Origin of the sequence: Synechococcus sp. MU1611 (genome assembly GCF_020514255.1) — a bacterium.
In the GTDB taxonomy this organism is placed as follows: domain Bacteria; phylum Cyanobacteriota; class Cyanobacteriia; order PCC-6307; family Cyanobiaceae; genus Parasynechococcus.
This window is the reverse complement of record NZ_VTLC01000001.1, coordinates 604,883-630,950: the sequence shown is the minus strand read 5'-3', so window position 1 is coordinate 630,950 and position 26,068 is coordinate 604,883. Positions and strand designations below refer to the sequence as shown.

At 57.8% G+C, this 26,068-nt stretch carries 29 protein-coding genes and 1 tRNA gene; 15 read left to right on the top strand and 15 right to left on the bottom strand.

All coding sequences use genetic code 11. The features are described 5' to 3' along the window. The 3 genes from FZZ92_RS03750 to nrdJ all read right to left on the bottom strand — a co-directional run bounded on the left by FZZ92_RS03750 (position 1) and on the right by nrdJ (position 2,982). Positions 1–297, bottom strand: coding sequence for a DUF3104 domain-containing protein (locus tag FZZ92_RS03750; protein WP_226397691.1), 297 nt, complete (start codon positions 295–297; stop codon positions 1–3). Between the two features lie 209 nt (positions 298–506). After that, positions 507–593, bottom strand: a tRNA-Ser gene (locus tag FZZ92_RS03745). A 58-nt stretch (positions 594–651) separates the two neighbouring features. Then, the gene (gene nrdJ / locus FZZ92_RS03740; RefSeq protein WP_226422605.1) at positions 652–2,982 is read right to left on the bottom strand and encodes a ribonucleoside-triphosphate reductase, adenosylcobalamin-dependent; all 2,331 of its coding nucleotides are present in this window, start codon (positions 2,980–2,982) and stop codon (positions 652–654) included. Between the two features lie 118 nt (positions 2,983–3,100). Between nrdJ and FZZ92_RS03735 the strand changes: the two genes are divergently transcribed. The 4 genes from FZZ92_RS03735 (at position 3,101) to FZZ92_RS03720 (ending at position 6,477) form a co-directional block, all read left to right on the top strand. Continuing rightward, positions 3,101–3,781: a class I SAM-dependent methyltransferase gene (locus FZZ92_RS03735; protein ID WP_226397769.1), complete on the top strand. Its 681-nt coding sequence runs from the start codon at positions 3,101–3,103 to the stop codon at positions 3,779–3,781. A 6-nt stretch (positions 3,782–3,787) separates the two neighbouring features. After that, a complete protein-coding gene (locus tag FZZ92_RS03730) occupies positions 3,788–5,434 on the top strand; it encodes a peptide chain release factor 3 (RefSeq protein WP_226422604.1) in 1,647 nt (548 codons plus the stop codon). An 84-nt stretch (positions 5,435–5,518) separates the two neighbouring features. After that, positions 5,519–5,740, top strand: a complete 222-nt coding sequence (locus FZZ92_RS03725; RefSeq protein WP_166018412.1) for a hypothetical protein — start codon at positions 5,519–5,521, stop codon at positions 5,738–5,740. Positions 5,741–5,781: 41 nt separating this feature from the next. Beyond that, positions 5,782–6,477: a CPP1-like family protein gene (locus tag FZZ92_RS03720; RefSeq protein WP_226397687.1), complete on the top strand. Its 696-nt coding sequence runs from the start codon at positions 5,782–5,784 to the stop codon at positions 6,475–6,477. Positions 6,478–6,480: 3 nt separating this feature from the next. Here the strand turns inward: FZZ92_RS03720 and hslO are convergent, their stop codons facing one another. Next, positions 6,481–7,398, bottom strand: a complete 918-nt coding sequence (gene hslO / locus FZZ92_RS03715; protein WP_226397686.1) for an Hsp33 family molecular chaperone HslO — start codon at positions 7,396–7,398, stop codon at positions 6,481–6,483. A 14-nt stretch (positions 7,399–7,412) separates the two neighbouring features. Next, positions 7,413–8,051 (bottom strand): ABC transporter ATP-binding protein, encoded by a 639-nt coding sequence (locus FZZ92_RS03710; RefSeq protein ID WP_226422603.1) that lies wholly within the window; start codon positions 8,049–8,051, stop codon positions 7,413–7,415. 41 nt (positions 8,052–8,092) lie between these two features. On the opposite strand from FZZ92_RS03710, the gene FZZ92_RS03705 reads away from it, so the two are divergent. Both FZZ92_RS03705 and FZZ92_RS03700 read left to right on the top strand, forming a co-directional pair. Next, positions 8,093–8,542, top strand: a complete 450-nt coding sequence (locus FZZ92_RS03705) for a DUF3531 family protein (protein ID WP_115023212.1) — start codon at positions 8,093–8,095, stop codon at positions 8,540–8,542. After that, on the top strand, positions 8,535–9,266 hold the full coding sequence (locus FZZ92_RS03700; protein WP_226422602.1) for a 16S rRNA (uracil(1498)-N(3))-methyltransferase: 732 nt from the start codon (positions 8,535–8,537) through the stop codon (positions 9,264–9,266). Before FZZ92_RS03705 ends, FZZ92_RS03700 begins: the two co-directional genes overlap by 8 nt. Here FZZ92_RS03700 and FZZ92_RS03695 read toward each other — a convergent pair. Then, a complete protein-coding gene (locus tag FZZ92_RS03695; RefSeq protein ID WP_226397683.1) occupies positions 9,256–9,696 on the bottom strand; it encodes a hypothetical protein in 441 nt (146 codons plus the stop codon). The two genes, FZZ92_RS03700 and FZZ92_RS03695, sit on opposite strands and share 11 nt — an antisense overlap. An 86-nt stretch (positions 9,697–9,782) precedes the next feature. Between FZZ92_RS03695 and FZZ92_RS03690 the strand changes: the two genes are divergently transcribed. Next, positions 9,783–10,502 (top strand): TIGR00297 family protein, encoded by a 720-nt coding sequence (locus FZZ92_RS03690; protein WP_226422601.1) that lies wholly within the window; start codon positions 9,783–9,785, stop codon positions 10,500–10,502. On the opposite strand, the gene FZZ92_RS03685 is transcribed toward FZZ92_RS03690, so the two are convergent. Beyond that, positions 10,503–11,228: a sigma-70 family RNA polymerase sigma factor gene (locus tag FZZ92_RS03685; protein WP_226397681.1), complete on the bottom strand. Its 726-nt coding sequence runs from the start codon at positions 11,226–11,228 to the stop codon at positions 10,503–10,505. Positions 11,229–11,257: 29 nt separating this feature from the next. Between FZZ92_RS03685 and FZZ92_RS03680 the strand changes: the two genes are divergently transcribed. Beyond that, positions 11,258–11,506, top strand: a complete 249-nt coding sequence (locus FZZ92_RS03680) for a PCP reductase family protein (protein ID WP_370630769.1) — start codon at positions 11,258–11,260, stop codon at positions 11,504–11,506. A 3-nt stretch (positions 11,507–11,509) separates the two neighbouring features. On the opposite strand, the gene FZZ92_RS03675 is transcribed toward FZZ92_RS03680, so the two are convergent. From FZZ92_RS03675 to FZZ92_RS03650, 6 genes are read right to left on the bottom strand one after another with little or no spacing between them, the layout of a single operon-like run. Then, entirely contained in the window at positions 11,510–11,677 is a 168-nt protein-coding gene (locus FZZ92_RS03675; RefSeq protein ID WP_170952109.1) for a hypothetical protein, read from the bottom strand. Positions 11,678–11,731: 54 nt separating this feature from the next. Next, positions 11,732–12,418: a GDSL-type esterase/lipase family protein gene (locus FZZ92_RS03670; protein WP_226422600.1), complete on the bottom strand. Its 687-nt coding sequence runs from the start codon at positions 12,416–12,418 to the stop codon at positions 11,732–11,734. Continuing rightward, on the bottom strand, positions 12,415–13,941 hold the full coding sequence (locus tag FZZ92_RS03665; protein WP_226422599.1) for an ABC transporter permease: 1,527 nt from the start codon (positions 13,939–13,941) through the stop codon (positions 12,415–12,417). Before FZZ92_RS03665 ends, FZZ92_RS03670 begins: the two co-directional genes overlap by 4 nt. Further along, entirely contained in the window at positions 13,920–14,624 is a 705-nt protein-coding gene (locus FZZ92_RS03660; protein ID WP_226397678.1) for a phosphonate ABC transporter ATP-binding protein, read from the bottom strand. Before FZZ92_RS03660 ends, FZZ92_RS03665 begins: the two co-directional genes overlap by 22 nt. Continuing rightward, positions 14,621–15,544, bottom strand: coding sequence for a putative selenate ABC transporter substrate-binding protein (locus tag FZZ92_RS03655; RefSeq protein WP_226422598.1), 924 nt, complete (start codon positions 15,542–15,544; stop codon positions 14,621–14,623). The genes FZZ92_RS03660 and FZZ92_RS03655 overlap by 4 nt, the downstream gene beginning before the upstream one ends. A 27-nt stretch (positions 15,545–15,571) precedes the next feature. Continuing rightward, positions 15,572–16,750: a pyridoxal phosphate-dependent aminotransferase gene (locus FZZ92_RS03650; protein ID WP_226397676.1), complete on the bottom strand. Its 1,179-nt coding sequence runs from the start codon at positions 16,748–16,750 to the stop codon at positions 15,572–15,574. Positions 16,751–16,836: 86 nt separating this feature from the next. On the opposite strand from FZZ92_RS03650, the gene FZZ92_RS03645 reads away from it, so the two are divergent. The 4 genes from FZZ92_RS03645 to FZZ92_RS03630 are packed head-to-tail and all read left to right on the top strand — an operon-like array spanning position 16,837 to position 20,399. After that, a complete protein-coding gene (locus FZZ92_RS03645) occupies positions 16,837–17,238 on the top strand; it encodes a VOC family protein (RefSeq protein ID WP_226422597.1) in 402 nt (133 codons plus the stop codon). Then, positions 17,235–17,822 (top strand): uracil-DNA glycosylase, encoded by a 588-nt coding sequence (locus FZZ92_RS03640; RefSeq protein WP_226422596.1) that lies wholly within the window; start codon positions 17,235–17,237, stop codon positions 17,820–17,822. Before FZZ92_RS03645 ends, FZZ92_RS03640 begins: the two co-directional genes overlap by 4 nt. After that, positions 17,819–19,015 carry a (E)-4-hydroxy-3-methylbut-2-enyl-diphosphate synthase gene (ispG, locus tag FZZ92_RS03635; protein ID WP_226422595.1) on the top strand — a complete coding sequence of 399 codons (1,197 nt, stop codon included), beginning with the start codon at positions 17,819–17,821 and terminating at the stop codon, positions 19,013–19,015. Before FZZ92_RS03640 ends, ispG begins: the two co-directional genes overlap by 4 nt. Positions 19,016–19,049: 34 nt before the next feature. After that, positions 19,050–20,399 (top strand): S41 family peptidase, encoded by a 1,350-nt coding sequence (locus tag FZZ92_RS03630; RefSeq protein WP_226422594.1) that lies wholly within the window; start codon positions 19,050–19,052, stop codon positions 20,397–20,399. A 1-nt stretch (position 20,400) separates the two neighbouring features. Here the strand turns inward: FZZ92_RS03630 and FZZ92_RS03625 are convergent, their stop codons facing one another. Together FZZ92_RS03625 and mfd are read right to left on the bottom strand one after the other, a co-directional pair. Next, the gene (locus FZZ92_RS03625) at positions 20,401–20,568 is read right to left on the bottom strand and encodes a hypothetical protein (protein WP_006849887.1); all 168 of its coding nucleotides are present in this window, start codon (positions 20,566–20,568) and stop codon (positions 20,401–20,403) included. A 79-nt stretch (positions 20,569–20,647) separates the two neighbouring features. Continuing rightward, positions 20,648–24,226: a transcription-repair coupling factor gene (gene mfd, locus FZZ92_RS03620; protein ID WP_226397672.1), complete on the bottom strand. Its 3,579-nt coding sequence runs from the start codon at positions 24,224–24,226 to the stop codon at positions 20,648–20,650. A gap of 402 nt (positions 24,227–24,628) precedes the next feature. On the opposite strand from mfd, the gene FZZ92_RS03615 reads away from it, so the two are divergent. The 3 genes from FZZ92_RS03615 (at position 24,629) to FZZ92_RS13110 (ending at position 26,044) form a co-directional block, all read left to right on the top strand. Further along, positions 24,629–24,880, top strand: coding sequence for a hypothetical protein (locus FZZ92_RS03615; RefSeq protein ID WP_226422593.1), 252 nt, complete (start codon positions 24,629–24,631; stop codon positions 24,878–24,880). Between the two features lie 361 nt (positions 24,881–25,241). Beyond that, positions 25,242–25,394 carry a hypothetical protein gene (locus FZZ92_RS03610; protein WP_226422592.1) on the top strand — a complete coding sequence of 51 codons (153 nt, stop codon included), beginning with the start codon at positions 25,242–25,244 and terminating at the stop codon, positions 25,392–25,394. A gap of 515 nt (positions 25,395–25,909) precedes the next feature. Further along, positions 25,910–26,044: a hypothetical protein gene (locus FZZ92_RS13110; protein ID WP_255613917.1), complete on the top strand. Its 135-nt coding sequence runs from the start codon at positions 25,910–25,912 to the stop codon at positions 26,042–26,044. Positions 26,045–26,068 lie beyond the last annotated feature (24 nt).

Below are 26,068 nucleotides of genomic sequence, written 5' to 3'. Positions count from 1 at the left end.
TCATCCCTTGTGCTTTTCGTAAATGGGGGTGCTGGTAGGCCATCCATCCATTGACCAAATCACATCCGTCACCTCGTCGGCATTAATCCACTTGATCGCTCCTGTATCGACATCAGCCACCTGGAACAGGGACGGGATCTTGGGGTGACGAGCGCTTCCCTCGCAAAAAATCACCTGGCCCATCCACCAATCACCCTGTTCGATGTGGTCACCACCAACGATCACGAAGTGTCCAGGGCGGACAAACAGGTATGGGGCGTCAGCTTTGACGGTGAGGATGCTGTGATCAACGGACATCTCTTACCTGGCGTGCAGTACAAGTGTACTGATAGCTAGGGAGCTGCCTGGTGGCAATAGCGGCTAAGCGTCCAAATTCCTTAGATCCGTGAAGTCGTCCCGGTGGGTATGGATGCTGAGCAGAGGTCGTTCGTTCTGGCGATTAATGGAATGTTGCGGATGTCCGCCAAATGCTTTCCAGCACTCGCTGGGTGCTTTGTAGTTGAAAGCGGAGAGGGTGGGATTCGAACCCACGGTGCCCGTGAAGACACGCTGGTTTTCAAGACCAGAGCCATAAACCACTCGACCACCTCTCCAGAGGGTGTCAGGTGCCTCGGAAGACACCTAACAACTCTATCGGGACGTGATGAGGTGTCAGCTCTCAGGCTTGGCCAGTGGGAGCAGGCACTTGTCTGAATCACAACCGGCAGGGCCCGCTTCGGTTAGCTCGCCCTGGTCGTAACGCTGTAGCGCCTCGAAGAAATCAATGCTGACACGACGCTTCACTACAGCGGATTGCAGCTCCTCATATGTGGCCAAATCGATTGGCTCAAAAGGCAATCGGGGGAAGGTGGCATTGGCATCGAATCGGGCCAGGAGTGCCGCAGAGATGTAGCCCTCTCCGTTCTCCATCGCCTGATGCAGAGCGTCGGCCAAGGGTTCAATTTCGTGCTCCCTGAATTCGATCGTGGCTGAGGTGTTGTGAGCGGTGTAATGCCGTTGCACCTGCATGTAGAAATCGAATTGAGCCATGGCACTAAAGCCATTGATGTCCACGGCATCAGCTCCAGGCAGATTCGCCCAGCTCACCTCGGTCGGGATCTCCACCAACCATTCGGTGCAGCGGGGATCAAAGGGATCGTTCAGCAAACGACCGTCCTCGTCCTTGTCGGACTGTGACGGCACGACGGTGTAGCCGTAGTCCATGCACGCCATGGCCACAGGATCGTCCTTACGGAAGGTGATCCGACGGATGAAACGCTGAGCCTTGGGGGGATGCCAGCCAGGGGCTGCTCCGGTGAGCAGGCTCTTCGTGCCTGCAGGCTGAACGGTGGTGCAGCGGTTGGGACGCCGTAGGCCCTGGCGGTCGCAGTAGTCCCAAACCGTTTGATTAACGATCTCTTTCCAGCGGCTCAGGTATGCGGCTTCCTGCTCCTTGAAGCGAAGGCCTTCCTCGGTCTCAGGGCGTCCGGCTTCCCACCAGCGCAGCCATTCAGATCCGAAGGCATGTACAAAGAAGTCGAACAGACCCGTGAAGCTGACACCCACGATCGGGTCCCACTCACGGCTCTGGCGATAACGCTCAACCTCGAAGCGATGGTTGAGCAGACAGGCCACCGACAGGGCTCCAGCGCGGAAGGCGTCGGCCTGCCCTTCCTCATCGCTGGGGTCGATCTGGTTGAGATGCACCTCGGCGAGGTTGCAGTGGAAGTCGGCACCGAGGATTTCGCCACAGGGGTTCAGCCCATAACGGCTGAGGCGGTGCTCCAGCTCCTCGGTTCCGATGGGGCCATGGTTGTCGGCCAGCCAACGACCGGCCTCTTCGCGACCTTGGTCGCAGTAAATCTCGATGAACTCACTGCGCAGTTCAGGGGTGCTGAGCAGATCGGCATTGGAGCGTGCAATGGCTTCGGGGGCGAACTGGATGGCGCCTTCCCCCGATTGGAACTGCTTGGTCACCGCCGCGTGCACCACCTCTTTGGTGGGTCGTGTGTGATAAACGCGGGTGTGATTGGCCATTCGGAGCGCATCACGCTCGGGATCGATCCGCCAGTTGCCGTCCTCGTCTTGCTGCCAGAGGTTGTCCTTGGAGGAAGCCGCGGCCAAGTCATCGGCAGCGAACTGACGCATGCCAGCACTGCGACGAATGTTGCCGGCAACGATCGTGACAGCGGCTTCGTCGATGAGTAAGCAGCACTCCACCGAAGTCAGGCGGCGTCCTTTGGCCTTGTTGAGCAGTCGGGCCACACGACCGTAGAGATCCTTCAACTTCACAGGATTGGCCATGCCGCCGAAACCTTTCAGGGTTTCCCCGACGGGGCGCACATCGCTGAGGTCTACAACGATCTGAATCGGATCGCCGTTGAAGCGTTCATCGCTGCTGAGCTCCAACATGAGCTGATAACTGTCCACCCAGCCGCGGCGGGTGTCGCCCACCTTGATGCTCACCTTGTTGCCATCAATGCTGTGGCTGCAGGCATCCTGACGCTCGGCTGCTGGTGTAATGCCGATGTCGCTGACGCTGAGGACTTCAAGGGTGTTGCGCACCACAGGAAGCCGATCGATCAGGTGCGGCTCAATGATGGCGCCCGTACCGCAGCCCATCATCGCCAGGTCCATCATCAGACTGAAGGCCTTCCAGTCGACGAGGTTGGTGGAGGTGCAGTTGTATGAGCCGGAGAAGTTCTCGGGCTGTTCGATCCACCGGGTTCCACCGATCCACAGCCAGCGGCCTGAGGGAAGAGCTTTCTTCTCGGCTTGCATGCGTGCCAAGAGGGCAACTTCCTCGGTATTGAGGTTGCCCAACTGACGGAGACCTTCGAGGTTTCTGCTGCCGACCTGACTCCAGCTCTCACGGCCACCAGGGGTTTTCCGACTGTAGGTGCGGTAGAAGACCGGGTTGGCAGCTGGTGCCGTTGCGGGGAAGTCGCCGAACCCGGCGACAGGTCCCGCAGAGGTCTCCACACGGTTTGGGGTGAGAGTCACGTGCGGTGCTGGATCAAAGGACAAGTAGCGAAACCCTAACGCCACCAATGGTGGCGGCAAGGTCTCTTCACCACCATCAACAGTGTCCCGTTCAAACTGGCCTCTGAATCAGCAGCAAATGATGCAGCGGTGCTTAGAGCCTGAGTTGATGAATGGTGATGCGCAGGTTCAGGCCTATGCCGCCGCTGACTTCAGTTCAGGCGATCGCACCACTGTTGAGGGGGTCCAGCAGCTCATCGATCGCACATCACCTTTGCCGCCTGAGCCGCTGGTGGTTGATCTGGGTTGCGGACCGGGCAACATCACGCTTCGGCTTGCCGAACTCTTTCCCCATGCACGAATCATTGGCATTGATGGTGCAGAAGCCATGTTGGTCTTGGCCCGCCAACGGGCGCAGCGGCAAAGCCTGGAAATTTCGTTCCTTTGTCTGACCCTCCAGGAGGTTCTGCAAGGAACTCTTCTGGGGAAGGCTGATTTGGTTGTCAGCAACAGCCTCTTGCATCACTTGCATCAACCCGACCTTCTTTGGAAGGTCACCCGAGGTTTGGCTGCTCCTGGTTGCCGAGTTTTTCATCGAGATCTTCGGCGGCCGGCGTCGTCTGCTGAGGTCCAGCAACTGTTGTTGAAGCACCTTCCGTCTGCTCCACGGGTGTTGCAGCACGACTTCGCCGCCTCTCTAGCAGCGGCCTTCGAGCCTCAGGAGGTCACCGCGGAGCTCCGCACGGTGGGTCTCGACCAGTTGGCGGTTGCCGCGGAGGACGACCGTTATCTGGTGGTGTCAGGCTTAGTGGACTCCTGAAATCCGATGAGCGGCAGTCAAGTGACCACCGACGGCGATCTGACCGAAGTTCTGGCCTCGGCGGTGGATCGCCGTCGCAACTTTGCAATCATTTCCCACCCTGACGCGGGAAAAACGACACTCACCGAGAAATTGCTGCTCTATGGCGGTGCCATTCAGCAGGCCGGTGCCGTGAAAGCGCGGGGTGAACAGCGCAAGGTGACCTCCGACTGGATGGAACTGGAGAAACAACGCGGGATCTCCATCACCTCAACGGTGCTTCAGTTCGATTACGACTCCACCACCATCAATCTCCTGGATACCCCAGGTCACCAAGATTTTTCTGAAGACACTTATCGCACCCTGGCTGCGGCAGATAATGCCGTGATGCTTGAGGACGCCGCCAAAGGTCTCGAGCCTCAGACCCGGAAGTTGTTCGAGGTCTGCCGCATGCGTCAGATCCCGATTTTCACCTTCATCAACAAGATGGACCGACCGGGTCGGGAACCGCTCACCCTGCTCGATGAGATTGAGTCGGAGTTAGGTCTGACACCCTGGGCCGTGAACTGGCCCATCGGCAGTGGGGAGCAATTTCGCGGTGTGATCGACCGTCGCAGCCGTGAAGTGGTTCTGTTTACTCGCGCTGAGCGGGGTAAACAGGCCAGCGAGCAACGCCTTTCTTTGGAGGATCCAGAACTGCGGGAGCTGGTGGAAGCCGAGCTCCTGGACCTGGCCATTGAAGAGATGGAATTGCTGGATGTGGCTGGAGCCGAGCTTGATATCGAGATGGTTCATGCCGGTGAGCTCACTCCGGTGTTCTTTGGCTCAGCCATGACCAACTTTGGGGTTCGCCCTTTCCTCGATGCCTTTCTCGAGATGGCGCAACGACCCATCGCCCGATCCAGCAGCGACGGCCTGGTGGATCCGCTGCGGGAGGGTTTCAGCGGCTTCGTGTTCAAGCTCCAGGCCAACATGGACCCCAGGCATCGCGACCGTGTGGCCTTCGTCCGGGTCTGCAGTGGTCGTTTCGAAAAGGACATGACGGTGAAGCATGCCCGCACGGGCAAGGCCATTCGCCTTTCACGACCCCAAAAGCTCTTTGGTCAAGACCGAGCCGTTGTCGAGGATGCCTATCCGGGAGACGTGATCGGTCTCAACAATCCGGGCATGTTTTCCATTGGAGACACACTTTATGTGGGGTCAAAAGTCGAATATGAGGGCATTCCCTGTTTCAGTCCGGAGATTTTTAGCTGGCTGCGGAACCCCAACCCTTCGGCATTCAAAAATTTCCGTAAAGGGGTGAACGAGCTTCGGGAAGAGGGGGCGGTGCAGATCCTCTACGACACGGATGAGAGCAAGCGGGATCCGATTTTGGCCGCTGTCGGACAACTTCAACTCGAGGTTGTTCAGCACCGGCTCGAAAATGAATACGGCGTGGAAACTCGTCTGGAGCCAATGGCTTTCCAGGTCGCGCGTTGGATCAACGGCGGATGGACCGAACTCGACAAGGTGGGTCGGATTTTCAATTGCAAAGCCGTCCGCGATGCTTGGAATCGTCCTGTTCTGCTGTTCAAGAACGAGTGGAATCTCAACCAACTCAAGGAGGATCATCCCGATCTTGAACTCAGCAGTGTTGCCCCTGTGGTGAGTGGAGTGGAGCCGATCAGTCTTTGACCCTTGCGTCGTTGTCCGCAGTGGGTCGCCTCACCCACACCTGCGCGTCCCGCTCGCCAGAATCGTGCTGCGACGACAACTCTCGTGAGTACGTTCTGGCTGCTGAAGAACAACGCTGACGGTGGCACTGAATACGTGTGTTTTCGCGGCGATGACGAATCAGTGGAAATGCTCGAGGGGTACCACCTGCCTCCACAAATGCCGTTGATCAAGCGTCGTTCCTGGTTGAACCGCGTTGATGCCCTCAGTTGCCGCAGCCGGCTAGAGCGAAGCGAAGGTTTTCGTCACGGTGCGCCCCTGTTCTGAACGGTCCCCGATACGCTCATCTGAAGAACCGGATCGACTCGATGGCAGCCCTTGGTGAATCTGGTCCCGACGCAAGCTCGGATGATCCTTTCGTTCGTCTCGGCCTGAGTCGTGATGCTGGTTTTGAACAGGTTCAAGCAGCCAAGGTTCGATGTCTGGCCGAAGTCTCAGGAGATGATCAGGCCAGGGCAAAAATCGAGGCGGCTTATGACGCTGTTTTGATGGCCCGTCTCCGTGACCGTCAGCAGGGTCAAGTCAGCGCAGCAGCAGCGACAGCATCTGAGCGGGAGGCGTCCGCAGGATCGCTGCCTTCGCTGCCTGCCCAGGTTCCGATGACCAATGTCTTTGCGAACCTCCGCAACAAGTTGCCGGATCCCTCCCAATCTCTCTCCGGCCTCAAGCCGGACTGGGCCCTGGTGGAGGGGCAGGGGCGTTCAGTGCGAATCATCGCCGGGATCATCGCCGTCGTTCTTCTGGTGATCTCTGCCGCCAGCATTCAGCTTGTTCTTGCTCTGGCCACGATCGGTGTTTTCCTCAGTCAGATCCGCCGTGGTCGTCGCCCGCTGGCATCCCTGGGATGGACATTGCTCGTGCTGAGCATTGGTTTGGCTGCAGGCTCATTGTTGAATCTGGCGCTGTCTCCCACCGCTTTCGAGCAGCTGGCGCTTAGTCCTCTTCAGATCCAAGCACTGCCGGCTGGTCTCTTGCTATGGGCTGCTGCTCTTTTTCTGGCTTAAGCCTCAGGCGGCTTCCGGCAACGCATCAATCAACTCCTGCAGTTCCGCAGCACTGACGTCATAGCGGTTGCTGCAGAAATGGCAGGTCAGCTCGGCGCCTCCATCCTTGTCACGCATATCAGAGAGCTCCTGTCTGCCGAGCAGCAGTAGAGCAGCCTTGCTGCGTTCACGGCTGCAGGGGCAAAAGAAACGAAGTTCCTGACTTGCTTCGGCGTCGTCGAGGGGCTTGGGATCAAGGTCGGGAAAAACATCCCGAAGAAGGTCCTCAAGCTGGTCGCCACTTTCGGCAAGCCGCTGACTGAACCCTGAAATTTCGCGGCAACGCTGTTCAATCAGCTCAACCAACGCCGGCTCTTCGGCAGCTTTGGGAAGGATCTGAACCAGGAGCCCACCACTGGCATGGATGCCTTGGCTGTTGATCTGTTCCCCCACAAACACGGCGGAAGGGGTTTGTTCGGAGTGCAGCAGATAGGAGGCAACATCCTCGCCAATGCCACCACTCACCAGCTCAACCGTGCTGTTGAAGGGTTCACCCTTCCCGTCGTCACGCATGACATGGAGATAGCCGGTGCCAGCAGCCTCCTTGAAGTTGAAGCTGAAATGGCCTGTCTCGTCCTTGATGGGATCGAGTTCAAGAGCAGGCTCTCCGACGTAGCCGCGAACAGTTCCATTGCGACCGGCATCCACCATCAAGCCTTTGATCGGTCCGTCTGAGCCAAAACGAAGATTCACCCGTGCGTGGCGAACCTTCATCGAACTGGCCAGCATCAGGCCAGCAGTCATGGCTCGTCCGAGCATCACGCTGGTGAGGAACGACAGCCCATGGCGCTCCCTTGCCTCCCGCAGGATGTTTGTTGTTGAGACCGCGACCAACCGGATACCGCCTTCAGCGGCTGTTGCGCGTACCAGCCGGTCGGCCATGTCCTCTCGGAAGCTCAGGGCAATGTAGTCATCGGTTCGAGCCGACCGCCCTGCAAGCGCAGTCGCTGGCAGTCCCAGTCCTGGAAGAGCTCAGGTTCGTGGGTGACCACGATCAGCACTTGCTCATGGGCCAGGTTGGCGAGTAAATCGAGCACGTCGCGACGGACCGACCAATCCAAGCCTGCGGTGGGTTCGTCCAGCAGCAAAACTTCAGCTCCTCGGAGCATTTGAACGGCAAGGGCGAGCCGCCGTTGTTGACCGCCGCTCAGTCGTTCCGGAGCCGTCGTGGTTCCGATTTGGCTGAGTCCGACGCGTGCTAGCACGTTGTTTTCCTGCTCATGGCCGAGTCGGCGATGCCCTAGACGCAGTTCCTGAGTGACGCTCAGGCCGAGGAAATGGCGTTCCGGAAACTGGAAGACGATGCCGCAAAGCCAGCGAAGCTGCCGGCGTTTCATGGAACTGCCATTCCAGTGGATGCTGCCGGATGTTGGCGACGCCAGTCCGCTGATGATCTCCAACAGCGAGGTTTTGCCAGATCCACTGGCTCCAGCGATCAGAAGCGGTCGTCCCTTTTGCGTCTGAAAACTGACACCGTCCAGGATGCGAGCGTCAGCCGTCGCGGGTGCATAGGTGATGCCTGAGAGCTCGAGCATTTGATCAGCTTGAACGATGATGCAGCTGTCGCAATGGCCCCATGGACATTCGTTTTCGTGAAGTCGATCCCTTCAATTGCTGGTTGTGGATTCGATTCTCGGAACCACCCAGTCAAGGGGAGCGGAATTATGTCGATGGTGTGTTCGATAGCTGGTATGTCATCGGACGTCTCGGTGGCTTCAATGCCGAGAACCTTCAGGTCCATGACGCAGGGGCTGATCTGAGTTGGATGACCTATGACGATGCTGCTGCTGAGTCGGCGATGCCGGCCCTGATGCACAACATGGGGCAGCTGGAATACCAGCAGGAATGGGGACGTTGCTGGGTGGATCTCGGGACCTCGGATGGTGTCGCGATTGACGTGCTGATCAATGCGCTACGCCAGTTGGATTCCGACGTGGTGCAGCTCGAGGAGCTTGTCGTTGGCGGGATCAACGAAAATTGGCCCGTGGAAGAGCATCCCGACAGCGTTTTCCCTGCTGGTGGCTGAACGCCGCAGGCTGCTCCTGACGCCGGATCGTTTGATGGCCGGTGCCCCAGTGCTGCTCAACACCGAAGAGCAGCATTACCTCAGGCGGGTGTTGCGTTTGCGCTGTGGTGGACGGGTGGATGTCACCGATGGTTGCGGTCGTCTATCAGTCGCAACACTGCTGGAATCCAACCTGCTTGAGATCGACCCGACCGCGGTACACATTGAGGCGCCGCCTCAACCTCAGCTTGGTTTGGCCGTGGCCCTGATGCGGCGGGGGATGGATGAGGTGATCCGGATGGCTTGCGAGCTCGGCATTGATCGCATTCAGCCAATCCGTTGTGAGCGCTGTGTTCCCCAGGCCGAACATCGACCGGAGCGCTGGGCCTCCATCGTTCGTGAAGCTGTGGAACAGTGCGAGCGGTTGTGGATGCCACAGCTGCTTGCTGTGGAGGAGTTATCCCAATGGATGGGAGATGACCAAGGCCAGCGTCTGGTGGGTGTGACCCGTGAGATAGAACCTCCGGCGTTGAATCAATGGTTGGTCCAAAAGGGCGACCCCCTTCAACTCACCTGGTTGGTGATCGGTCCGGAAGGAGGTTGGACGACCGCGGAGAAAAGATTGCTTACCGAAGCAAGCGTTCATCCCATCCAGCTGGGATCGTCGATCCTGCGAAGTTCCACAGCGGCGGTTGCGGGTGCGGTGGAACTGGTGCGTTGGCGCGATGGGCTGATCAGCTCTTGAACAGATCCTGGGCAATTCCTCGGAAGGATTTCAGAGCGGCTCCGGGACGACGGCTGCGCTGGCGCAATCCGCCACCTGGGGCGAGGTTGCTCGGAGCGAAGGTTGTGTAAGTAACGGCAGGACGTGATGCGTCCGCTGCGGCGAGTTCCGCTGCGATGGCTTCCGCAGTGGTCATCCCAGATGAGGACTGCGGACGGTCTTCACCCTTGGGTTCAGCAACAGGAGCAGCCTTGGCAACAGGAGCAGCCTTGGGAGCAGCCGCAGGAGCAGTGGCTGTGGGCTTGGGAGCCTCCAGCTTGGTGGTGGCTACCGAGGGCTCAGGTGTTGCTTGCTTCTCCTGGGAAGCCTCTTTCTGAGGCACCTCAAGGGTGGCCGGAGCGGCGGCGTCATCCAGGGTGAGGAAAAAGCCCTTGTTTCTGTTGAACACCATCCGGTCGACCAGAGAACGAACGAAAACGATTCTCCCTCTGCTAAGCCCGAAGGCAGGAGATGCTTAGGGCACTGCAACACGGTGTGATGTCTGGACTCTGGATTCAGGCCCTGGTGGTGAACACGGTCTTGATTGCTTTGGCGCAGCGAACACCCTTGCTCACCCGTAGTGGCTGGGTTCATGCGGCAGCGCTAGGCACGATCCTTTGGGGTTGTCTTGGTTGGTCGGGCTGGCTTGCCGTTGTGGCATACCTCAGCCTGGGAACTCTGGTCACCAAGATCGGTTTTCAGAACAAGCAGAGCCGCGGCCTCGCCGAAGCCCGCGGTGGTCAGCGGGGCCCAGAAAATGTCTGGGGTTCGGCAGCGGTTGGAGCGTTGCTGGCGTTGCTCATCGGCGCCGGTGTCGAGCCCCGCGCACTGCTGATGGTTGGTTTTGCCGCAAGTTTTGCCGCCAAGCTCGCCGATACCTTTGGCAGCGAGATCGGCAAACGCTTCGGTCGCACCACGATTTTAATCACTAGCCTGCGCCCGGTTCCGCCGGGAACGGAGGGGGCCATCAGCCTTGAGGGAACGCTGGCGAGTGCCGTCGGCAGCATTGTGATGACCCTCGTGATGCTGGCGCTTCAGCTGCTTCCCTCTTGGCCCTTGGCTGGGCTGGTGATGGTGGTTGGTCTGCTGGCCACCCTTGCCGAAAGCCTGCTTGGCGCCCTGGTGCAGGATCGCGTGGCCTGGTTGAGCAATGAGCTGGTCAATGCTCTCCAGACCCTGCTGGCCGCTCTCCTGGCCATGTTGCTGATGGCGCTTTGATCAGCTTGTCTGGATGGGCATCAGACCATCGCGCTGGGCCCATTGCCTCAGGAGCTTTAGTCCCACTTTCAGATGAATCCGCAAGGAGACACGGCTGCAGTTCAAGGCTTCAGACAGGTCTTTGATGCTCTTGCGTTCGATCAAGTGGGCCTGCAACACCTTGCCCGGCATGCCGTCCACTTGGTGCAGAACGCTTTTCAACCAGCTCAGTTGCTCATCGTCCTCGCAAGGTTGTGTTGGTTCCATATGGCTGGCACTCAGGTCGAAGACCTGGCTAGCCCCATGGCTCTGAACGGCAGCGGCCCACCGTTCAGGGCGTACAGACAGTTCTGCGGCAAGAGCCTGATCACTGAGGGCAGGTTCCTGGTTCTGTTCGCGTTCACGTTGAATCTTCTTCCCTGCGGCGTACAGATCCCGCAACCTCCAGGGAATCCGAATGGTTCGGGCACGATCGCGGCGGTAATGAAGGATCTGACCTGTGGCTCGAGAAAGGAGATAGCTGCTGGGTCGGATGCCCCGTTGTGGATCAAACAGATCAAGACCTCGAATCAACCCAAACCGCGACTCCTGAATGAGGTCGTCAAATTCCTCAGGCCCGCGTTTCTGTTGGCGACGGGCCGCACAGTGGGCCAGACCGAGGTGTTCAAGCACCTGTTGATTGCGCCGCGCAATGCAGGGGGGCAGCACGCGGCGGGATTCCTGCCGCAGGTGACGTTGTGAAATCAAGGGATCAGTGCAACTGATCCAACGGTTCAATGCTTCGCTTTCAACCGGTCGCCCCTTTGGTGCCGCAATTCGGCACGTTCGTGCCGGATCATGGGTGCAACGGTTTTGGTCGGATGGACTGGCAACCAGATGCCCTGGCAGCCCTTAAAAAAGATGTTCCTTTCTTCGTGCGTCCTGCTGTACGCAAACGCGTTGAGGCGATGGCGAATTCAGAAGGACGCTCTGACATTGATCTGAGCTTCTACCAGTCCGCAAAGCAGGCGATGGCGCCAAGCTGAGTTTCAGGTCGGGTCCAGATCGCAACGTCGAAGCTCTGGCTGGGTGAGCCTGTCAATAATCCGTGCCATATCAACGGCAGTCAGTTCACCGTTGTCGTCCCACTTGAGTGTGGTTTTGCGCTGGGCAGGGTGATTGCCGGAAGCGCGTTCTGCAGAGCGGTCAGGTCCCAAGTCTGATCACCAATGTCAGGAGGCCCACACATTAGTCGTTCTCGTGGGGGTCGTTTACATGCTGATAGGTGTTGATGTGTTATGCAGAGCGAGTCCGGCCCATTGGCGTAACGGCGCCCACTGATCCAGGCGCTGGTCCAGCCAGCGGTGTCCTTCGGCGTTGAGATGAATCCCATCGGGTTCCATCCAGGTCAACCAGTTGGGCTCCTCCTGCATCTCCTGATGCACGGGCAGGAAGGGAACATCCGCCTCGCGACATTGTTCCGCCAAGGCTGCTTCTGTCGCTGCGATCTGCCGATTGGTGTACCAGAGGCAGCCGGCAAAAGGCATGACGTGCTCATCCACTGCGGTGAGGCCCAGAACAAAGACCTGAATCTCCCGCTTCATTTCACCGAGGAGCTGGCTGATGCCGAAGGCATAGGCATCTACCTCTAGCTGCGGTCTGCCGTCGATCCGACCAACTCTGGCTGTGTCATTGAGCCCAACACTGAGTAGTAACCCGCCAGGTGTCTGTCGGCGCAGTTCTCCGCGACAGGACCACTCGCTCCGCCAACGGGACGCGACGCGTTCCAAGCCGTCTCCGCGTACGCCCAGTGGATAGACGACTGGAGCAGCAGGCAGATTCATCCAGCGCATGCGAAGCCTCTGGCACCAGCCGCCCTCCTCTCGGTCCCCCCATCCATGCACCCCACTGTCCCCCAACACGATCAACTGACGGGGGGCTTCGTTTGAACTGCTCATAACGCCATGGCTCGGCTGTTCCAGCTCCCCTGAAGACGTTCGCCCAGGCTCTCACCCAGCAGCGTGAGCACAGCAGATGTCAGCACGATCCAAAACACCAACCACCAGTGAAAGGAACTGAGGGCTTCCATCAGTTGCCAGCCAAGGCCGGCTCCCCCGACTAGTCCGATGATTGCGGTGTCGCGCAGGATTACATCGATTCGATAAATCGCATAAGTGAGGTAGGGGCGGCTGACATCAGCCAGCGGTCCATAGAGCCAGCTAACCCGTGGGGAAGCGCCGCAGGACTTCAGCGTCTGGGCGGAACGCAACCCTGTGTTTCGAATGTCGTCCATCAACACCCGTCCCATCACACCGCTGTGGTGAAGCCCAAGGGCCAGCCCTGCAAGGGCCAGACTCGGTTTGGCCAACATCAGCAACAGCAGTGCTGTGAGCGGGGCCGGGAGTAGTCGCAACGCTCCCCACAGCAACTCCTGGATCCGGAGGTTGGTCTGACCAGGCCAAGCCAGAAGCAGCAGAGGAGGCAAGCCCGTGGCAATGCAACCGGCGATCAGAGTGATCCATAACGTTGATGCAATCACCGCGGGCCAAGAGATCTCAAGGGCAGCACTCAGGCCTTGCGACCCATCCATCACGTTGGCGAAGAGCACAGACCACTGGCCGACAGGCCATGACAGCTGCAGATCCAGGTGTGTGCCCCAGGCGATGGCGATCAAAGGGCTCAGCACTGGAATGATCAGCATCCGCGACCAGCCACGCAGCATTCGAAGGCAACGATCGAGAATCACCATGGCGATGGCCAGCAACCACAGGCCACTCCACATCTCCTGAAACTGGAGCGAGCGCAGGCTGAGGCTGAGGTCCGTACCCAAGCCACCGAGGCCGAACACGCCAAGAATGAGTGCTGAGCGAAGCGCGCAGTCGAGTCGGTGGCCAACGTGGTTGCAAAGCGGCTGCGCCAGGGGAGGAAAAAGCCCCGTGAAGATGACGGCCCATGGTGCGGCGCCGCTGCCCTTGAGCACGGGGAGGGCAGGGGAGACATGACAGTCCACCTGATCAGCAATCACACGCGCCATCAGCACCGTGTAGGGAATGGCGATAGCGCAGACAGCAACCCAGCCATTCAGCCCGAACACCTGGAGCAACAACAGCCCCCAAATCAGTTCATGAACAGCTCGCAGGGGGGCCAGGCAGCGACGCAGAAGCACTGCTGGCCAGCTCACACCCGTCACAATCTCCGAAACGGTGATGGAGCAGAGGAGACCGAGTCCCACGCCGAGAACACTGCTGATTCCCCACGACAGCAACGCGATGACCAGGGTGATTTGAAGTCCGTTCAGCAAGCTTCCCAACACAACGGGATCGAGTGACGGATGCACCGCTGCAGCCGCGAACTCCTGCAGAAGAGGCAGCCCTCCGCCATGACCGTCCCTGAACAGCACAGCCACGATGCCAAGCAGGCTCAGGCCAGGTAGCAGTGGGATAAGCGGCAGCGCCGGTTTCAGTGTGATGCGTACAGCCATTCCATCTGATCACGATGAATCGTCTCCGGGGCCGCATCGATCACCAAGGCACCATGACGAAGCCCCAAAACCCGATCAAATCGATGAATTAGATCGGGGCGATGCAGGCTGATCAGGCACGCCGGTAAAAGCAGAAGAGTGTTGAGGACATCGTCCGCAAGGGTGGGATCGAGAGCCGAAAGGGGCTCGTCAGCCAAAACCATTTCAGGCAGCTGACGCAGCAAGCGGGCCAGGGCTACCCGTTGGCGCTGACCTCCCGAAAGCTCTCGAACGGGCTGATTTAAGAGTGAGGCATCCAGATTGACCTGGTTCATCACCTCGAGACAGCAGTCCTGTTCGAGGGGACCCATCAAGTTTCGAAGAGCCCAGAGCAGACCATGGCGTCCGAGGGCTCCACTGTTGATGTTCTGGATGACACTCAGTTCCTCCACCAGGCGAAGGTCCTGCCAGAGCGTGCCGATGCGCCGCTGTTGCCGCCGCGACAGGTGTTGATGGGGTTGCCCACACCAGTGCACCGATCCAGCATCGGGTCTCAAGGCCCCGTTGCAGAGCTTCAAGAGAGTGGTTTTGCCGGCGCCACTGGCACCGAGCAAAACCACCCGCTCATCCGCGCGAAGCGTCAATGTGATTGTTTGGAGCCGTTGACCCAGACAGGCTTGGGTCAGCTCCAGCAGAGCCGTCAACGGATCTTGCCGAGCTGCCGACCCACAGTTTCGATCATCACGTAGTCGCCGTCCTCAGCAGGGATAAAGCGTTCAGCACCGAACAACTCCAGAATCGCGGCACCATTTTCTGTCTCTGCCGATAGCTCCAACAACGTGGATTGCAGGTTGTCGGTGAAGCCATCGCCAAAGCGAGCATCAAGATCGGGGCGCACAACCCAGTGGTAATCCACGTAGGGCGGTGTCCTCCAGATCACCTTCACCTTGTCTGGGTCAACACGACCGTCCTTCACATTGCTGCGCCAGACCTGCTCATTCAAGGCACCCACCTCATAGGCACCGCTCTGCACCACGGCGATCGTGGCGTCGTGGCTACCACTAAAGCCGGGAGCTCCTCCCGCGAGATCGTCAGGTTTTACGCCGTTTTCCCCCATGAAGTACTGGGGCATCAGGCGGCCTGAGGTGGAACTCTGTGAACCGAAAGCCAGGCGGCGTCCTTTCAGCTCAACCAGTTGGTCTGCACTGGTAAAGGGGCGTAAACCACTTGCACCATTGGCGATGAACACGCTGGTGAATTCGGCATCTATATCCCGTTGTGCCAGCACGCGAGCGCCAGGCGTCTGAAGCCTTGCTTGCACGCCGGTGAGTCCGCCGAACCACACCAGATCAAGGCTGCCGGTGCGGAAGGCGCTGACCGCCGCTGCGTAATTACTGACCGGTGCATAACGAACGGGAACCTCCAGCTTTTCGCTGAGTTCCTCTGAGAGCGCGCCGTAGAGGCGATTCAGTTTCTCCGGGTTCTGGTCTGGGATGGCTCCGATCTGCAAGACGGCCTGTTTGGCGTCTTTTTCAGGAGCACTACAGCTGATCAAACTGGCCGCGATGGCCAGGCCAGTGATCAGGCTGGTGGCGATCACGGCCCGCTGTTCTCGTACAGACATACAGAGGTCGTAGAGGATCAGAGTGGGTCAGATGGCACTGAGCAGTCGCTTCAGACGCTTCAGACCATCGTTGATCGTCTCATCCGATACGGCACACGACAGACGGATGCAACGGTCGTCGCCGAAGGCGAGGCCTGGGACGACAGCCAGGCCTTCCTGTTCGAGGGCTTGGCGACAAAACTCCATGGAATCTGGTGCCCCGTCGGGCAGGCGCGGGAAGGCATAAAAGGCACCCTGCGGAGGAGTCAATGTGATGCCATCCAGCGCTAGTAGTCCTTCTGTGAGCAACGTGCGCCGATGGTTGTAACTGATCGCCATCTCTCGAACGCAGTCCCTGGATCCCTCAATCGCAGCCAAGGCACCCCGTTGGGCAAAGCTGCACACATTGCTGGTGCTCTGGCTCTGAAGTGCTGAGGCGGCCTTGATGACGGCTGCATCACCGGCGAGGTATCCCAGGCGCCAGCCCGTCATGGCCCAGCCTTTGGCAAAACCATTCACGGTGAAACAACGATCGCGGATCTCCTCGGCAATCGCAGCAAAGCTGCAGTGCTGTTGGCCGTCAGCCAGGAGATATTCATAGATCTCATCGCTCATCACCATCAGCTGGGGGTGACGGGCCACAAGTTCGGCGAGAGCCTCGAGCTCGGCCCGTGGCATGACCTGACCGCTGGGGTTTCCGGGTGAATTGATCACCAGAAGACGGCTGCGAGTGGTGATTTGCTGCTCCAGCAAGTCGAGATCCAGGTGGAATCCCTCATCAGCTTTCGTGGGGATGATGGTTGTGCTGGCACCAGCCAGGGCAGCCATCTCCGGGTAGCTCAGCCAGTAAGGAGCAGAGAGCAGCACCTCATCGCCGGGATTGAGCAGAACCTGGAACAGGTTGTAGATCGCCTGCTTCCCGCCATTGGTAATCAGAACCTGCTCAGGTTGGGTTGGAATCTCGTTTTCAACAGTCAGTTTGTGTGCGAGCGCGGCACGTAGATCTGGATCGCCCGATGCGGGGCCGTACCGGGTGAAGCCTGATGCGAGTGCCCGCTGTGCTGCTTCAACAATGAATGGGGGTGTGTTGAAGTCCGGTTCTCCTGCACTAAGGCTGCAGATGTCTTTGCCGCTGTCGCGGAGCGCTTTGGCCTTGGCACTGATCTCCAGCGTCAAGGACGGTTTCAGGGCCACGGCCCGATCGGAAAGTTCTGGCGGGCGTGGCATCAGTAACGCACCTCCCCGCGGCGCGTTTAAAACGACATCATCCTGCCTCAAATGGTGTCGCAGACAACCTTGATGTCACCGCACAAATGAACGCGATGCAGATCAGTTGGGTTCTGGCCGCTGATGACACCGGCAACCTTGGCCGCTTTTACAGCGACTTGTTCCAGGCCAGGTTGATTCCTGGGATAGCAGACCACCACTGCGTCGTTGAGTTTGGCAATGGAACCCGGCTTGAGATCTACAGGCCCTCGCGCAAGCGCTCTTTTCCCACGCGTGGGCGTGCGTTGGCTCCTTGTTTACGTTTGGATCCATCGCTAGATCCGCTGCCGGAGCTTCAAAGTCTTCTCAGCACGGCCCTTGAGCGTGGTGGATCACTTCTGGAGGAAGCGCGGGTCGAAGCCTTTGGTGCCGAGGCCTGGATCAAGGATCCTGAGGGCAATCCACTGTTGCTGCTGGCTCCCTTGGCCTCTGCTGATTCGATGTCATGACCGGTTTAAGCCTGGAGGATTGCCACCTCTGCACGGCCTGTGAACTGGCCAGCACGCGCCAGACAGTCGTCATCAGTCGCGGCAATCCAAACGCTGATCTGATGCTGATTGGTGAAGCCCCAGGAGCTCAGGAAGATGACCAGGGCATCCCTTTTGTAGGTCGCTCCGGACGTGCGCTTGATCAATTGCTACGGGAGGTGGACCTTGACCCCTCCCGTGATTTGTACATCTGCAATGCCATCAAGTGCAGACCGCCGAATAACCGGCGACCGAAGAAAGCAGAGCTGGCCGCCTGCCGTCCGTGGCTGAATCTTCAACTTGAGGCCATGAACCCCAAAGTGATTGTGCTCACCGGAGCAACCGCTGTGGAAGCAATCCTCGGGATCAAAGGAGGCATGACCCAGTTACGCGGCCAGTGGCAGAGCTGGAATGGACGGGCTGTGATGCCGATTTTTCACCCTTCGTATCTTCTGCGGAATCCCTCTAAAGCTGCAGGTGCTCCCCTAGATCTGACCCGACAGGATCTCGCCGCGGTTCGTCATCGCCTGTGCGAGCCTTGGACTGCTTCCAACTCAGCTCCATGACTGCCCTGGATCGGCGTTACGACACCAAGATCCACCGCCGTGTAACCCGCACCGTGATGGTGGGGGATGTGCCTGTGGGAAGTGAGCACCCGATCGTGGTGCAGTCGATGATCAATGAGGACACTCTCGATATTGAGGGGTCGGTTGCCGGGATCTTGCGACTTGTAGAGGCCGGCTGCGAAATCGTTCGGGTGACCACCCCTTCCATTGGTCATGCCAAAGCCATGGCCAAGATCCGGGCTTCGCTGAGGGCGCAGGGTTGCACGGTTCCCCTTGTGGCCGATGTTCACCACAACGGCATCAAGATCGCCCTGGAAGTCGCCAAGCATGTCGACAAGGTTCGAATTAATCCAGGTCTTTTTGTTTTCGATAAACCCGATCCAGACCGGCAGGAGTTCACCAAGGAAGAGTTCGAGGCCATTGGTGCGCGCATCCGCGAGACCTTTGAACCCCTAGTCACCCTGCTGCGGGATCAGAACAAAGCCCTGAGAATTGGGGTCAATCACGGCTCGCTTGCCGAGCGGATGCTCTTCACCTACGGGGACACCCCTGAGGGAATGGTCGAATCAGCGATGGAATTCGTTCGGATCTGCCATGAGCTTGATTTCCACAACATCGTGATTTCGATGAAGGCCTCGCGAGCTCCAGTGATGCTTGCGGCCTATCGGCTGATGGCAGACACCATGGACAAGGAAGGCTTCAATTACCCATTGCATCTGGGTGTAACGGAAGCCGGAGATGGAGATTACGGAAGGATCAAGAGCACGGCGGGGATCGCCACTTTGTTGGCGGATGGTCTCGGCGACACCTTGCGGGTCTCGCTCACGGAATCACCAGAAAAGGAAATTCCTGTCTGTTACTCGATCCTCCAGTCCCTGGGACTGCGCAAAACCATGGTCGAGTACGTGGCCTGCCCCAGTTGTGGTCGCACCTTGTTCAATCTGGAGGAGGTGTTGCACAAAGTGAGGGATGCGACCCAGCATCTGCAGGGTCTTGATATCGCCGTGATGGGATGCATCGTCAACGGCCCTGGAGAAATGGCTGATGCGGACTATGGCTATGTCGGCAAAGGGCCCGGAACCATCGCTCTTTATCGCGGTCGCGAAGAAATCGGCAAGGTTCCGGAAGCTGATGGCGTTGAGGCTCTGATCCAGTTGATCAAAGAGGACGGTCGCTGGTTCGAGCCTGCCTGATCTCGTTAGGGTGAAGACTCAGCCCTGAGGGGACATGGTCCGGAGTCAGCGCCTGAGTTCCTTTGTTCGGTCGACTCCACTGCTCCTGATGCTCGGTGTCGGAGGAGTTGCCACAGCCATTGGCATCAGCTCTCCGGGGTTCTCCCTGCCATCGGCTTCCGGCGGGTCGATTCATGACAGCCCCAAGGAGGTGATTGATCAGGTCTGGCAGATCGTCTATCGCGATTATTTGGATTCCACGGGCTCCTACGACGAGACGACTTGGCGTCAACTGCGCAGCGATCTGTTGAGCAAGTCCTATGGAGGCAGTGCTGATTCCTACGAGGCAATTCGTGGCATGTTGGCGAGCCTCGATGATCCCTACACGCGTTTTCTTGATCCGAAGGAGTTCAAGGAAATGCAGATTGACACTTCGGGAGAGCTGTTGGGTGTTGGCATCCAGCTCAGTCTCGACAAGGTCACCAAGGAGTTAATCGTTGTTTCTCCAATTGAGGGAACGCCTGCATCCCGTGCCGGGGTTCAGCCCAAGGATGTCATCGTTTCGATTGACGGTGCCTCCACGAAGGGCATGACCACCGAAGACGCTGTCAAGTTGATCCGTGGCCCAGAGGGGACCGATGTGGTGTTGGGACTCAGGCGCCAGGGTCAGGTTCTGAATGTGCCGCTGAAACGGGCGCGCATCGAGATTCATGCCTTGAAGTCCACGCTCAACACGGCCCCTAACGGCCGCAAGGTGGGCTACATCAGGCTTAAGCAGTTCAATGCAAACGCATCTCGTGAGATGCGAGAGGCCATCAAGGATCTTGAGTCTCAGGGAGCAGAGGGCTATGTGCTTGATCTGCGCAGCAACCCTGGCGGATTGCTTGAGGCCAGCGTCGATATTGCACGGCAATGGTTGAACGAGGGCACCATCGTCAGCACCCGCACTCGTGAAGGAATTCGCGATGTCAGGCGTGCGACGGGCAGCGCGATCACCGACAAGCCCCTTGTGGTGCTGATCGATCAGGGATCTGCCAGTGCCAGTGAAATTCTTTCCGGCGCACTTCAAGACAATTCCCGCGCTCAGCTCGTTGGTCAGACAACCTTCGGCAAAGGTCTTGTCCAAGCCGTGCGTGGCCTGGCGGACGGATCGGGCCTGACGGTCACAATCGCGAAATATCTAACGCCCAAAGGAACGGATATTCATAAGAACGGGATCCAGCCTGATATCTCTGCAGCGATGTCTGAAAAAGAAATCAAAAATTTCTCGATTGATGATTTAGGAACTCAGAGGGACAGCCAATACAGAACTGCAGAAGGCACCCTGCTGAAGCAAATCAAAGCAATGAAGGCTGGCACTACATTCCAGCCAGGCAAAGCCAATCTGAGTTACGCGTTGCCGTAAATCAGGAGATTGGCTGCATTAAGCCACCACCGCCACCACCGTTGGAGTCGTCATCGTCGGACGCTCCAGGTTGGAACAGTGCGTAGACACCGAGTGCAGTGGCACAGAAAACGCCGCTGATCAGTTCCAGAGAGACGCCACCGGCACCGATTTCGACGAATTCACCCATGTCCAACGGTTTTCGTTGCAGCCATTGTAACGAAGAATTGCGTGGTTGGTAACGTTTTTCTCAGAATTGACTTGAGGCCTCAGACCTCAACCACTTCCGCGTTCTTGGCACTCAGCTCCTCTTGGCGCTGCGCCTCGGTTTTGCCATCGGCATCGGGAATCTGGGCCGCCATCAATCGAAGCCACTCCATCAGCTGTTCGAGTTGCTTCTCCATGGGCAGCACTCCGAGACCACGGGCCATCACTTTGTGTTGGATGCCACTGCCGGCCTGATAAACCAAACGGCCGTGCAGGTGCTGGGGTAATCCCTGGCGTAGCAAGCGGAATGCCGGTTCTTCCATGGGGGTCTCGAACAGCACGTTGGGTTTTTCCGGTTTGATCCTCGAGAAGCCGCAGCGCTTCGCCAGAAGCTTGAGTTCCATCAACTGGAGAAGAGATACAACTGCAGCGGGCAGTGCCCCATAGCGATCGGCCCAACCCGCGGCAAGTTCCACGAGAGCTTCGGCCGTTAGGCAATCAGCAGCAGCTCGGTAGGCAGCGATTTTCTCGTCGGGGTCGGTGATCCAGTCGGCAGGTACGAAGGCGGTCACCGGAAGATCCACCTGGGTGTCATCAACACTTGGAATGTCCTGCCCCTGAATTTCGGCCAGCGATTCCTGCAGCATTTCCATGTAGAGATCAAAGCCGATGGTTTCCATCTGGCCGCTTTGCTGCACACCGAGCAGATTGCCCACCCCACGGATCTCCATATCCCTCATGGCGAGCTGATAGCCACTGCCTAGCTGGGCAAACTCTTGGATGGCGCGCAGTCGTTGACGGGCGTTATCGCTCAGCGAGGCGTTTCCGGGATAAAACAGCCAAGCGTGGGCCTGAATTCCACTGCGACCAACGCGGCCCCGCAGTTGATACAGCTGGGCCAAGCCAAAACGGTGTGCGTCCTCAATCAGGATTGTGTTGACGCGAGGGATATCCAGGCCACTTTCAACAATGGTGGTGCAAAGCATCACATCGGCTTCGCCGGCATTGAAAGCCACCATGGCGCTTTCCAGCTCGCCTTCGGCCATCTGGCCATGGGCCACCAGCAGTTTCAGGCCCGGCAGCATGTCTCTTAGGCCAGCGGCCACCTCTTCGATTCCTTCCACACGGGGAACCACGTAAAACACCTGTCCCCCTCGATCCAATTCCTGGCGGATGGCGCTACGTACGGCTTCAGGATCGAGTGAGGCCAAGTGCGTTTTGATCGGGCGACGCAATGGTGGTGGCGTCGTGATCAGGCTCATCTCCCGAACCCCCGAAAGACTCATGTACAGCGTTCTGGGGATTGGCGTTGCCGACAACGTGAGAACGTCCACGTCCTTCCGCAACACTTTGATTTTTTCCTTCTGGTTGACCCCGAAACGCTGTTCTTCGTCCACCACAAGTAGGCCTAGTTGTTGGAAGGCGGCTCCTTTGCTCAACAACTGATGCGTTCCCACCACCGCATCGATGGTTCCTTGCTTGAGTCCGTCCAGAATGTTTTTTCGCTCCGATGCTGTGCGGAAGCGATTCAACAGCGCCACCTTGATCGGATAGGGCGCAAAGCGTTCCGACAACGTCCGCCAATGCTGTTGGGCTAACACCGTTGTCGGTGCCAGCATTGCCACCTGCTTCCCGGCGGTGATTGCCTTGAAGATTGCGCGGATAGCGACTTCCGTCTTGCCGAAGCCAACATCACCACACACAAGCCGGTCCATCGGCTCCTCTTTCTCCATGTCCCGTTTCACGTCGGATGTGGCTTTCAGCTGATCTGGCGTTGGTTCGTAGGGAAATGAGTCCTCCATCTCCACTTGCCAGGGGCCATCTGTTGGGAACGCAAAACCAGCTGCTTGCTGTCGTTCCGCGTACAGCTTCACCAGGTCAAGGGCAACCTTGCGAACCGCCTTCTTCGCCCGTTCCTTGGCTTTGTTCCAGGCACTGCCACCCATGCGGTTGAGCTGAGGCGGCGTTTCACTTGTGGCGCGATATCGACCAAGGCTCCCCAGTTGATCGGCTGCGACGCGGAGAATTCCGTCGGCGTACTGAACCACGAGGTAGTCGCGAATGTCACCGGACATCGCAAGTTTTTCCAGAGCTTTGAACCGTCCAATTCCATGGTTCCGGTGCACAACAAAATCCCCGGGTCGCATCTTGTTGGGGTCGACGGTGCGGCTGGCCGCCTTGCGTCGACGACGGACGTACCCACTCGAACTCAGACTTTGCTGCCCGAAGAATTCACGGTCTGTCACCAGTGCAATCCGCCAAGCCGGCAGTTGCAGCCCCTCCAGTTCTGCAGTCCCCCTCACTTTCAAAGCAACGGGTGTGTTCTGCTCAATCAGTCGCGAGATGGCGTTGGTATCTCCCGCGTTTGGAACAAACCGACTGATGCAGTCGTGCTCTTCCAGCAAGGCAACAGCTCGACTTGGCTGAGCGGAGATCAACCACACAGCTGTGCGTTCGGTCTGAAATCCCTTGATCAGTTCTCCGAGCTTCCCGAATTGGTTGGGATAGGCCGGGACAGGTCGGCTGGCCAGATCGAAGCTGTTGGGGTGCTGGTCGACCTCCAGCAGTTCTGCCATGTCGAAGCCATGGAAGACCTCGGTCAACCCATAGGCGGCGTCGATGTTGCGATGCAGAACTGCAGGCCAGATCTGTTCGCACTCGGATTGATCGAGACCTGCCTCAGCAGCCATTTCAAGGTGATGCTCTTCAACGTGGGCAAGCCACTGCTGGCCGTGGGCTACTCCATGGCGACGTTCATCAATGACGATTGTTGTGGTGTCGGGGATGTAGTCGAGCAGGGAGGCTGGTTGCTCCCAAGCCAGGCCCATCAGCCGACGCATGCCTTCCGGCGTGCCACCGTCAAGAAGTTGTTCTGTGGCTTGATCCCCGAGGAGTCGCTCCAATCCATCAGGCATCAACGTGCGCAGCTGATCGGCTACAAGTGGTCCGAACCCCGTTGGAGTCAGTCGAAGAGCATCGACTGAATCAAGTGACCGTTGGCTTGCTGGGTCAAATTCACGCAGCTTGTCGAGTTCTTCGCCGAAAAACTCAAGCCGAACAGGCAGCTCACTGCTAACCGGAAAGATATCGACAATGTCGCCCCGACGGCTCCAGCTTCCTTCCTGCTCGATTGTTGTGACTCTCTCGTAGCCGAGCTGGGCCAACGTTTCGCCCAGCTCTTCCAGATCGACTTCATCGCCCTTACGAAGCGTGCGAGTCGTGCTCTTCAACGCATCTGGAGGTGGGAGATGCGGCTGGAGACAGCGTTCCGTTGCCACGATGGCCCATGACGATGCATCGGGATCACCCAACAGATCACTGAGAACTTGGAGTTGTCCCCAGATGATTTCGCTTGTGGGATCAAAGGGTTCGTAGGGAGAACCTTCGCTGGTGGGATACAGGCTTGCCTGGTTCCAGCCCATCAACTCCAGCAGTGCCGTCCAACGCCCTGCTTCCTCCAGCGTCGGGACCACCACCAGTAGAGGCGTGCCTCGACGTTGGGCGAGAGCACTGGAGACCAGTGCACGGCTGCAACGGCCTGCTCCGCGCATCAACAGACGATCGGCGCGGCTGGAGCGCTCATCGAGCTCACCGGTGAGTGCAGTTTCCCGCAACTTGGTCACCAGAGAACGCAGCGGCATGGAGGAGATTTCGGCAATCACCGATTTTCGCAATCCACAGGTGTCAAGTGAGGTTCGAGCTGAAAGCCAACCAGCTGTCCCTACAACAACCCAGCAAGCGAACCGTTAGGTGCATTCCCGTTCCCCTCGTCTCGTCTCTAAACGAGAGCCTCCTGTCAGCCCTACTGATTATTTGCAATGAGTTCAGGCTTAGAAGCACAGAGGCGAGATCAGTCTTCTAGCGATTTGAGGCTTGAAATTAAAACTCAAATATCACCCTGAAGCTCTTGATTTCTTTTTAATGGGAACTCTTCAATAAACTCAAAAGATGCTTTGAGTGCGTCTAATGATCCCCGTAAAAGCAACGAAAGCTACATGCAGCGGCCTGTTCAAATCTAGTTTTTAATCGGTATACCTACAACAATGACCAAGCACACTGACCGCATCACTCGCGTCACGAGTGCTCACCCTGAGGTTGACATCAATACTTTTCGAAAGCTTTTGGTTTCAAAGTACTTATTGGCAGCTAAAGACATTGATAATAATGTCGAGGATCTAAATCTAATCATGGAAGAGTTTACTGAGCTGTTGATTAAATCGGACGACCAACAGATTGAAGCACTCGCTGGTTGGACGTGGGACCTTGAGCCAGGAAGCAGTTTTCGCGCCATGTAGTTGATCTATAAAGCCAGCCGTACTGGGCCGCCGATGAGGGATGCCTGTCGGGTACGGCGCTCCTGTTAAAAGCTGTACTGCTCCGTTCCTTCATGTCTGATCAGGTCACTTTGTGGTCTATGCAGAAGAACGGAGTAACAAGGGTGGGGACGAGAGGATGGGGCAACTTCGCTTTGGGAGGGTGGCACAGGTGAACCGAAGGAGAATTCTCTCCTTCAAGTGCTGACGTCGCCACCGGCATCATGCGATGGATCAATGCCGATGAGGTGACGGATCTGATCTGGTTAATGGGTGGGTGGCCTGAAAGCGTCACGGTTGAGGAGAAGTTTTGTCAGGCTGAATTGCCCACTAGCACCTGTTCATGGCGACTGACCTCACAGCCGTCCTGCTCTCGTCAGTGTTCCTTGGGGTTGGCTTTGTTATCGCTAAGTACTTTCCCGAAGCCTCCCTGTTGGCAGGCGTGTTCCTGGTAGGGCTAGCAGTTCTCAATGTCGCCTTGGCTATTGTGTCTTGATCGGTCCGACGGATGACACTCAATCACCACCAATGGCGCAGGCTTAGGCACAAGCGCACAGATCATCCATGGCCGATCAGAATTAATTGGTTGACTAGGTCGTCGCCATCTAGCTGAATACCAACCCAGTCGGCACTCACTAGTTTCACAATTTAGTGATTTTGCTGCAACTACAAAGTTTATGGCAAGTACTCCCTATTCAATCAATAAGATGCGATCAGCTACGTTCCACCGGTCGATGCCGCGCTATCGCTGCCCGTCTTGCTGTTGTGGTCCAGCGCTTGTGCTGCACCCTCCGAAGGGGGTTATTCCGTTTTGTTCCAGCTGCGCGACTCCTTTACAGCGTCAACCACTGGTACGTCCGATCCCTTTGTTTGTGCTGCTGACTGTGGGAGCAGTACTCGTCGCGTCATCCATACCCATCATGTTCAATCCCCAACCACCTCCGAGATCCAAATCAGAGAAGCTGGCCTAGCGCCTGGTTTTCGGTTCAATACGGAAGTAATGGTGCATTCATGACCCTCGGCCGTTTTCTGATCTTTTTTGTGGTCGGGCTTGTGTTCGCAATCACGATTCCCCAGCTGAGCTGGCTCTATTGGGTTCTGGGAGCTTCTGCACTGTTGGTTGTATTCCAACTGATCCGCTCCTGACTTGCAGGAGCCCTCTGGTCGTCT

Bases quoted from the DNA above. Each gene is read 5' to 3' on its own strand.
- FZZ92_RS03680 (WP_370630769.1), top strand. From the start codon at position 11,258: ATGCTTCGCTTTCAACCGGTCGCCCCTTTGGTGCCGCAATTCGGCACG.
- FZZ92_RS03665 (WP_226422599.1), bottom strand. From the start codon at position 13,941: ATGGCTGTACGCATCACACTGAAACCGGCGCTGCCGCTTATCCCACTG.
- FZZ92_RS03690 (WP_226422601.1), top strand. From the start codon at position 9,783: ATGTCTGGACTCTGGATTCAGGCCCTGGTGGTGAACACGGTCTTGATT.
- FZZ92_RS03645 (WP_226422597.1), top strand. From the start codon at position 16,837: ATGAACGCGATGCAGATCAGTTGGGTTCTGGCCGCTGATGACACCGGC.
- FZZ92_RS03730 (WP_226422604.1), top strand. From the start codon at position 3,788: ATGAGCGGCAGTCAAGTGACCACCGACGGCGATCTGACCGAAGTTCTG.
- FZZ92_RS13110 (WP_255613917.1), top strand. From the start codon at position 25,910: ATGACCCTCGGCCGTTTTCTGATCTTTTTTGTGGTCGGGCTTGTGTTC.
- FZZ92_RS03610 (WP_226422592.1), top strand. From the start codon at position 25,242: ATGGCGACTGACCTCACAGCCGTCCTGCTCTCGTCAGTGTTCCTTGGG.
- FZZ92_RS03615 (WP_226422593.1), top strand. From the start codon at position 24,629: ATGACCAAGCACACTGACCGCATCACTCGCGTCACGAGTGCTCACCCT.
- FZZ92_RS03695 (WP_226397683.1), bottom strand. From the start codon at position 9,696: ATGGTGTTCAACAGAAACAAGGGCTTTTTCCTCACCCTGGATGACGCC.
- FZZ92_RS03655 (WP_226422598.1), bottom strand. From the start codon at position 15,544: ATGTCTGTACGAGAACAGCGGGCCGTGATCGCCACCAGCCTGATCACT.
- FZZ92_RS03710 (WP_226422603.1), bottom strand. From the start codon at position 8,051: ATGCTCGAGCTCTCAGGCATCACCTATGCACCCGCGACGGCTGACGCT.
- FZZ92_RS03640 (WP_226422596.1), top strand. From the start codon at position 17,235: ATGACCGGTTTAAGCCTGGAGGATTGCCACCTCTGCACGGCCTGTGAA.
- FZZ92_RS03735 (WP_226397769.1), top strand. From the start codon at position 3,101: ATGATGCAGCGGTGCTTAGAGCCTGAGTTGATGAATGGTGATGCGCAG.
- FZZ92_RS03625 (WP_006849887.1), bottom strand. From the start codon at position 20,568: ATGGGTGAATTCGTCGAAATCGGTGCCGGTGGCGTCTCTCTGGAACTG.
- FZZ92_RS03705 (WP_115023212.1), top strand. From the start codon at position 8,093: ATGGACATTCGTTTTCGTGAAGTCGATCCCTTCAATTGCTGGTTGTGG.
- FZZ92_RS03670 (WP_226422600.1), bottom strand. From the start codon at position 12,418: ATGAGCAGTTCAAACGAAGCCCCCCGTCAGTTGATCGTGTTGGGGGAC.
- FZZ92_RS03650 (WP_226397676.1), bottom strand. From the start codon at position 16,750: ATGCCACGCCCGCCAGAACTTTCCGATCGGGCCGTGGCCCTGAAACCG.
- FZZ92_RS03630 (WP_226422594.1), top strand. From the start codon at position 19,050: ATGGTCCGGAGTCAGCGCCTGAGTTCCTTTGTTCGGTCGACTCCACTG.
- FZZ92_RS03720 (WP_226397687.1), top strand. From the start codon at position 5,782: ATGGCAGCCCTTGGTGAATCTGGTCCCGACGCAAGCTCGGATGATCCT.
- FZZ92_RS03750 (WP_226397691.1), bottom strand. From the start codon at position 297: ATGTCCGTTGATCACAGCATCCTCACCGTCAAAGCTGACGCCCCATAC.
- hslO (WP_226397686.1), bottom strand. From the start codon at position 7,398: ATGGCCGACCGGCTGGTACGCGCAACAGCCGCTGAAGGCGGTATCCGG.
- ispG (WP_226422595.1), top strand. From the start codon at position 17,819: ATGACTGCCCTGGATCGGCGTTACGACACCAAGATCCACCGCCGTGTA.
- mfd (WP_226397672.1), bottom strand. From the start codon at position 24,226: ATGCCGCTGCGTTCTCTGGTGACCAAGTTGCGGGAAACTGCACTCACC.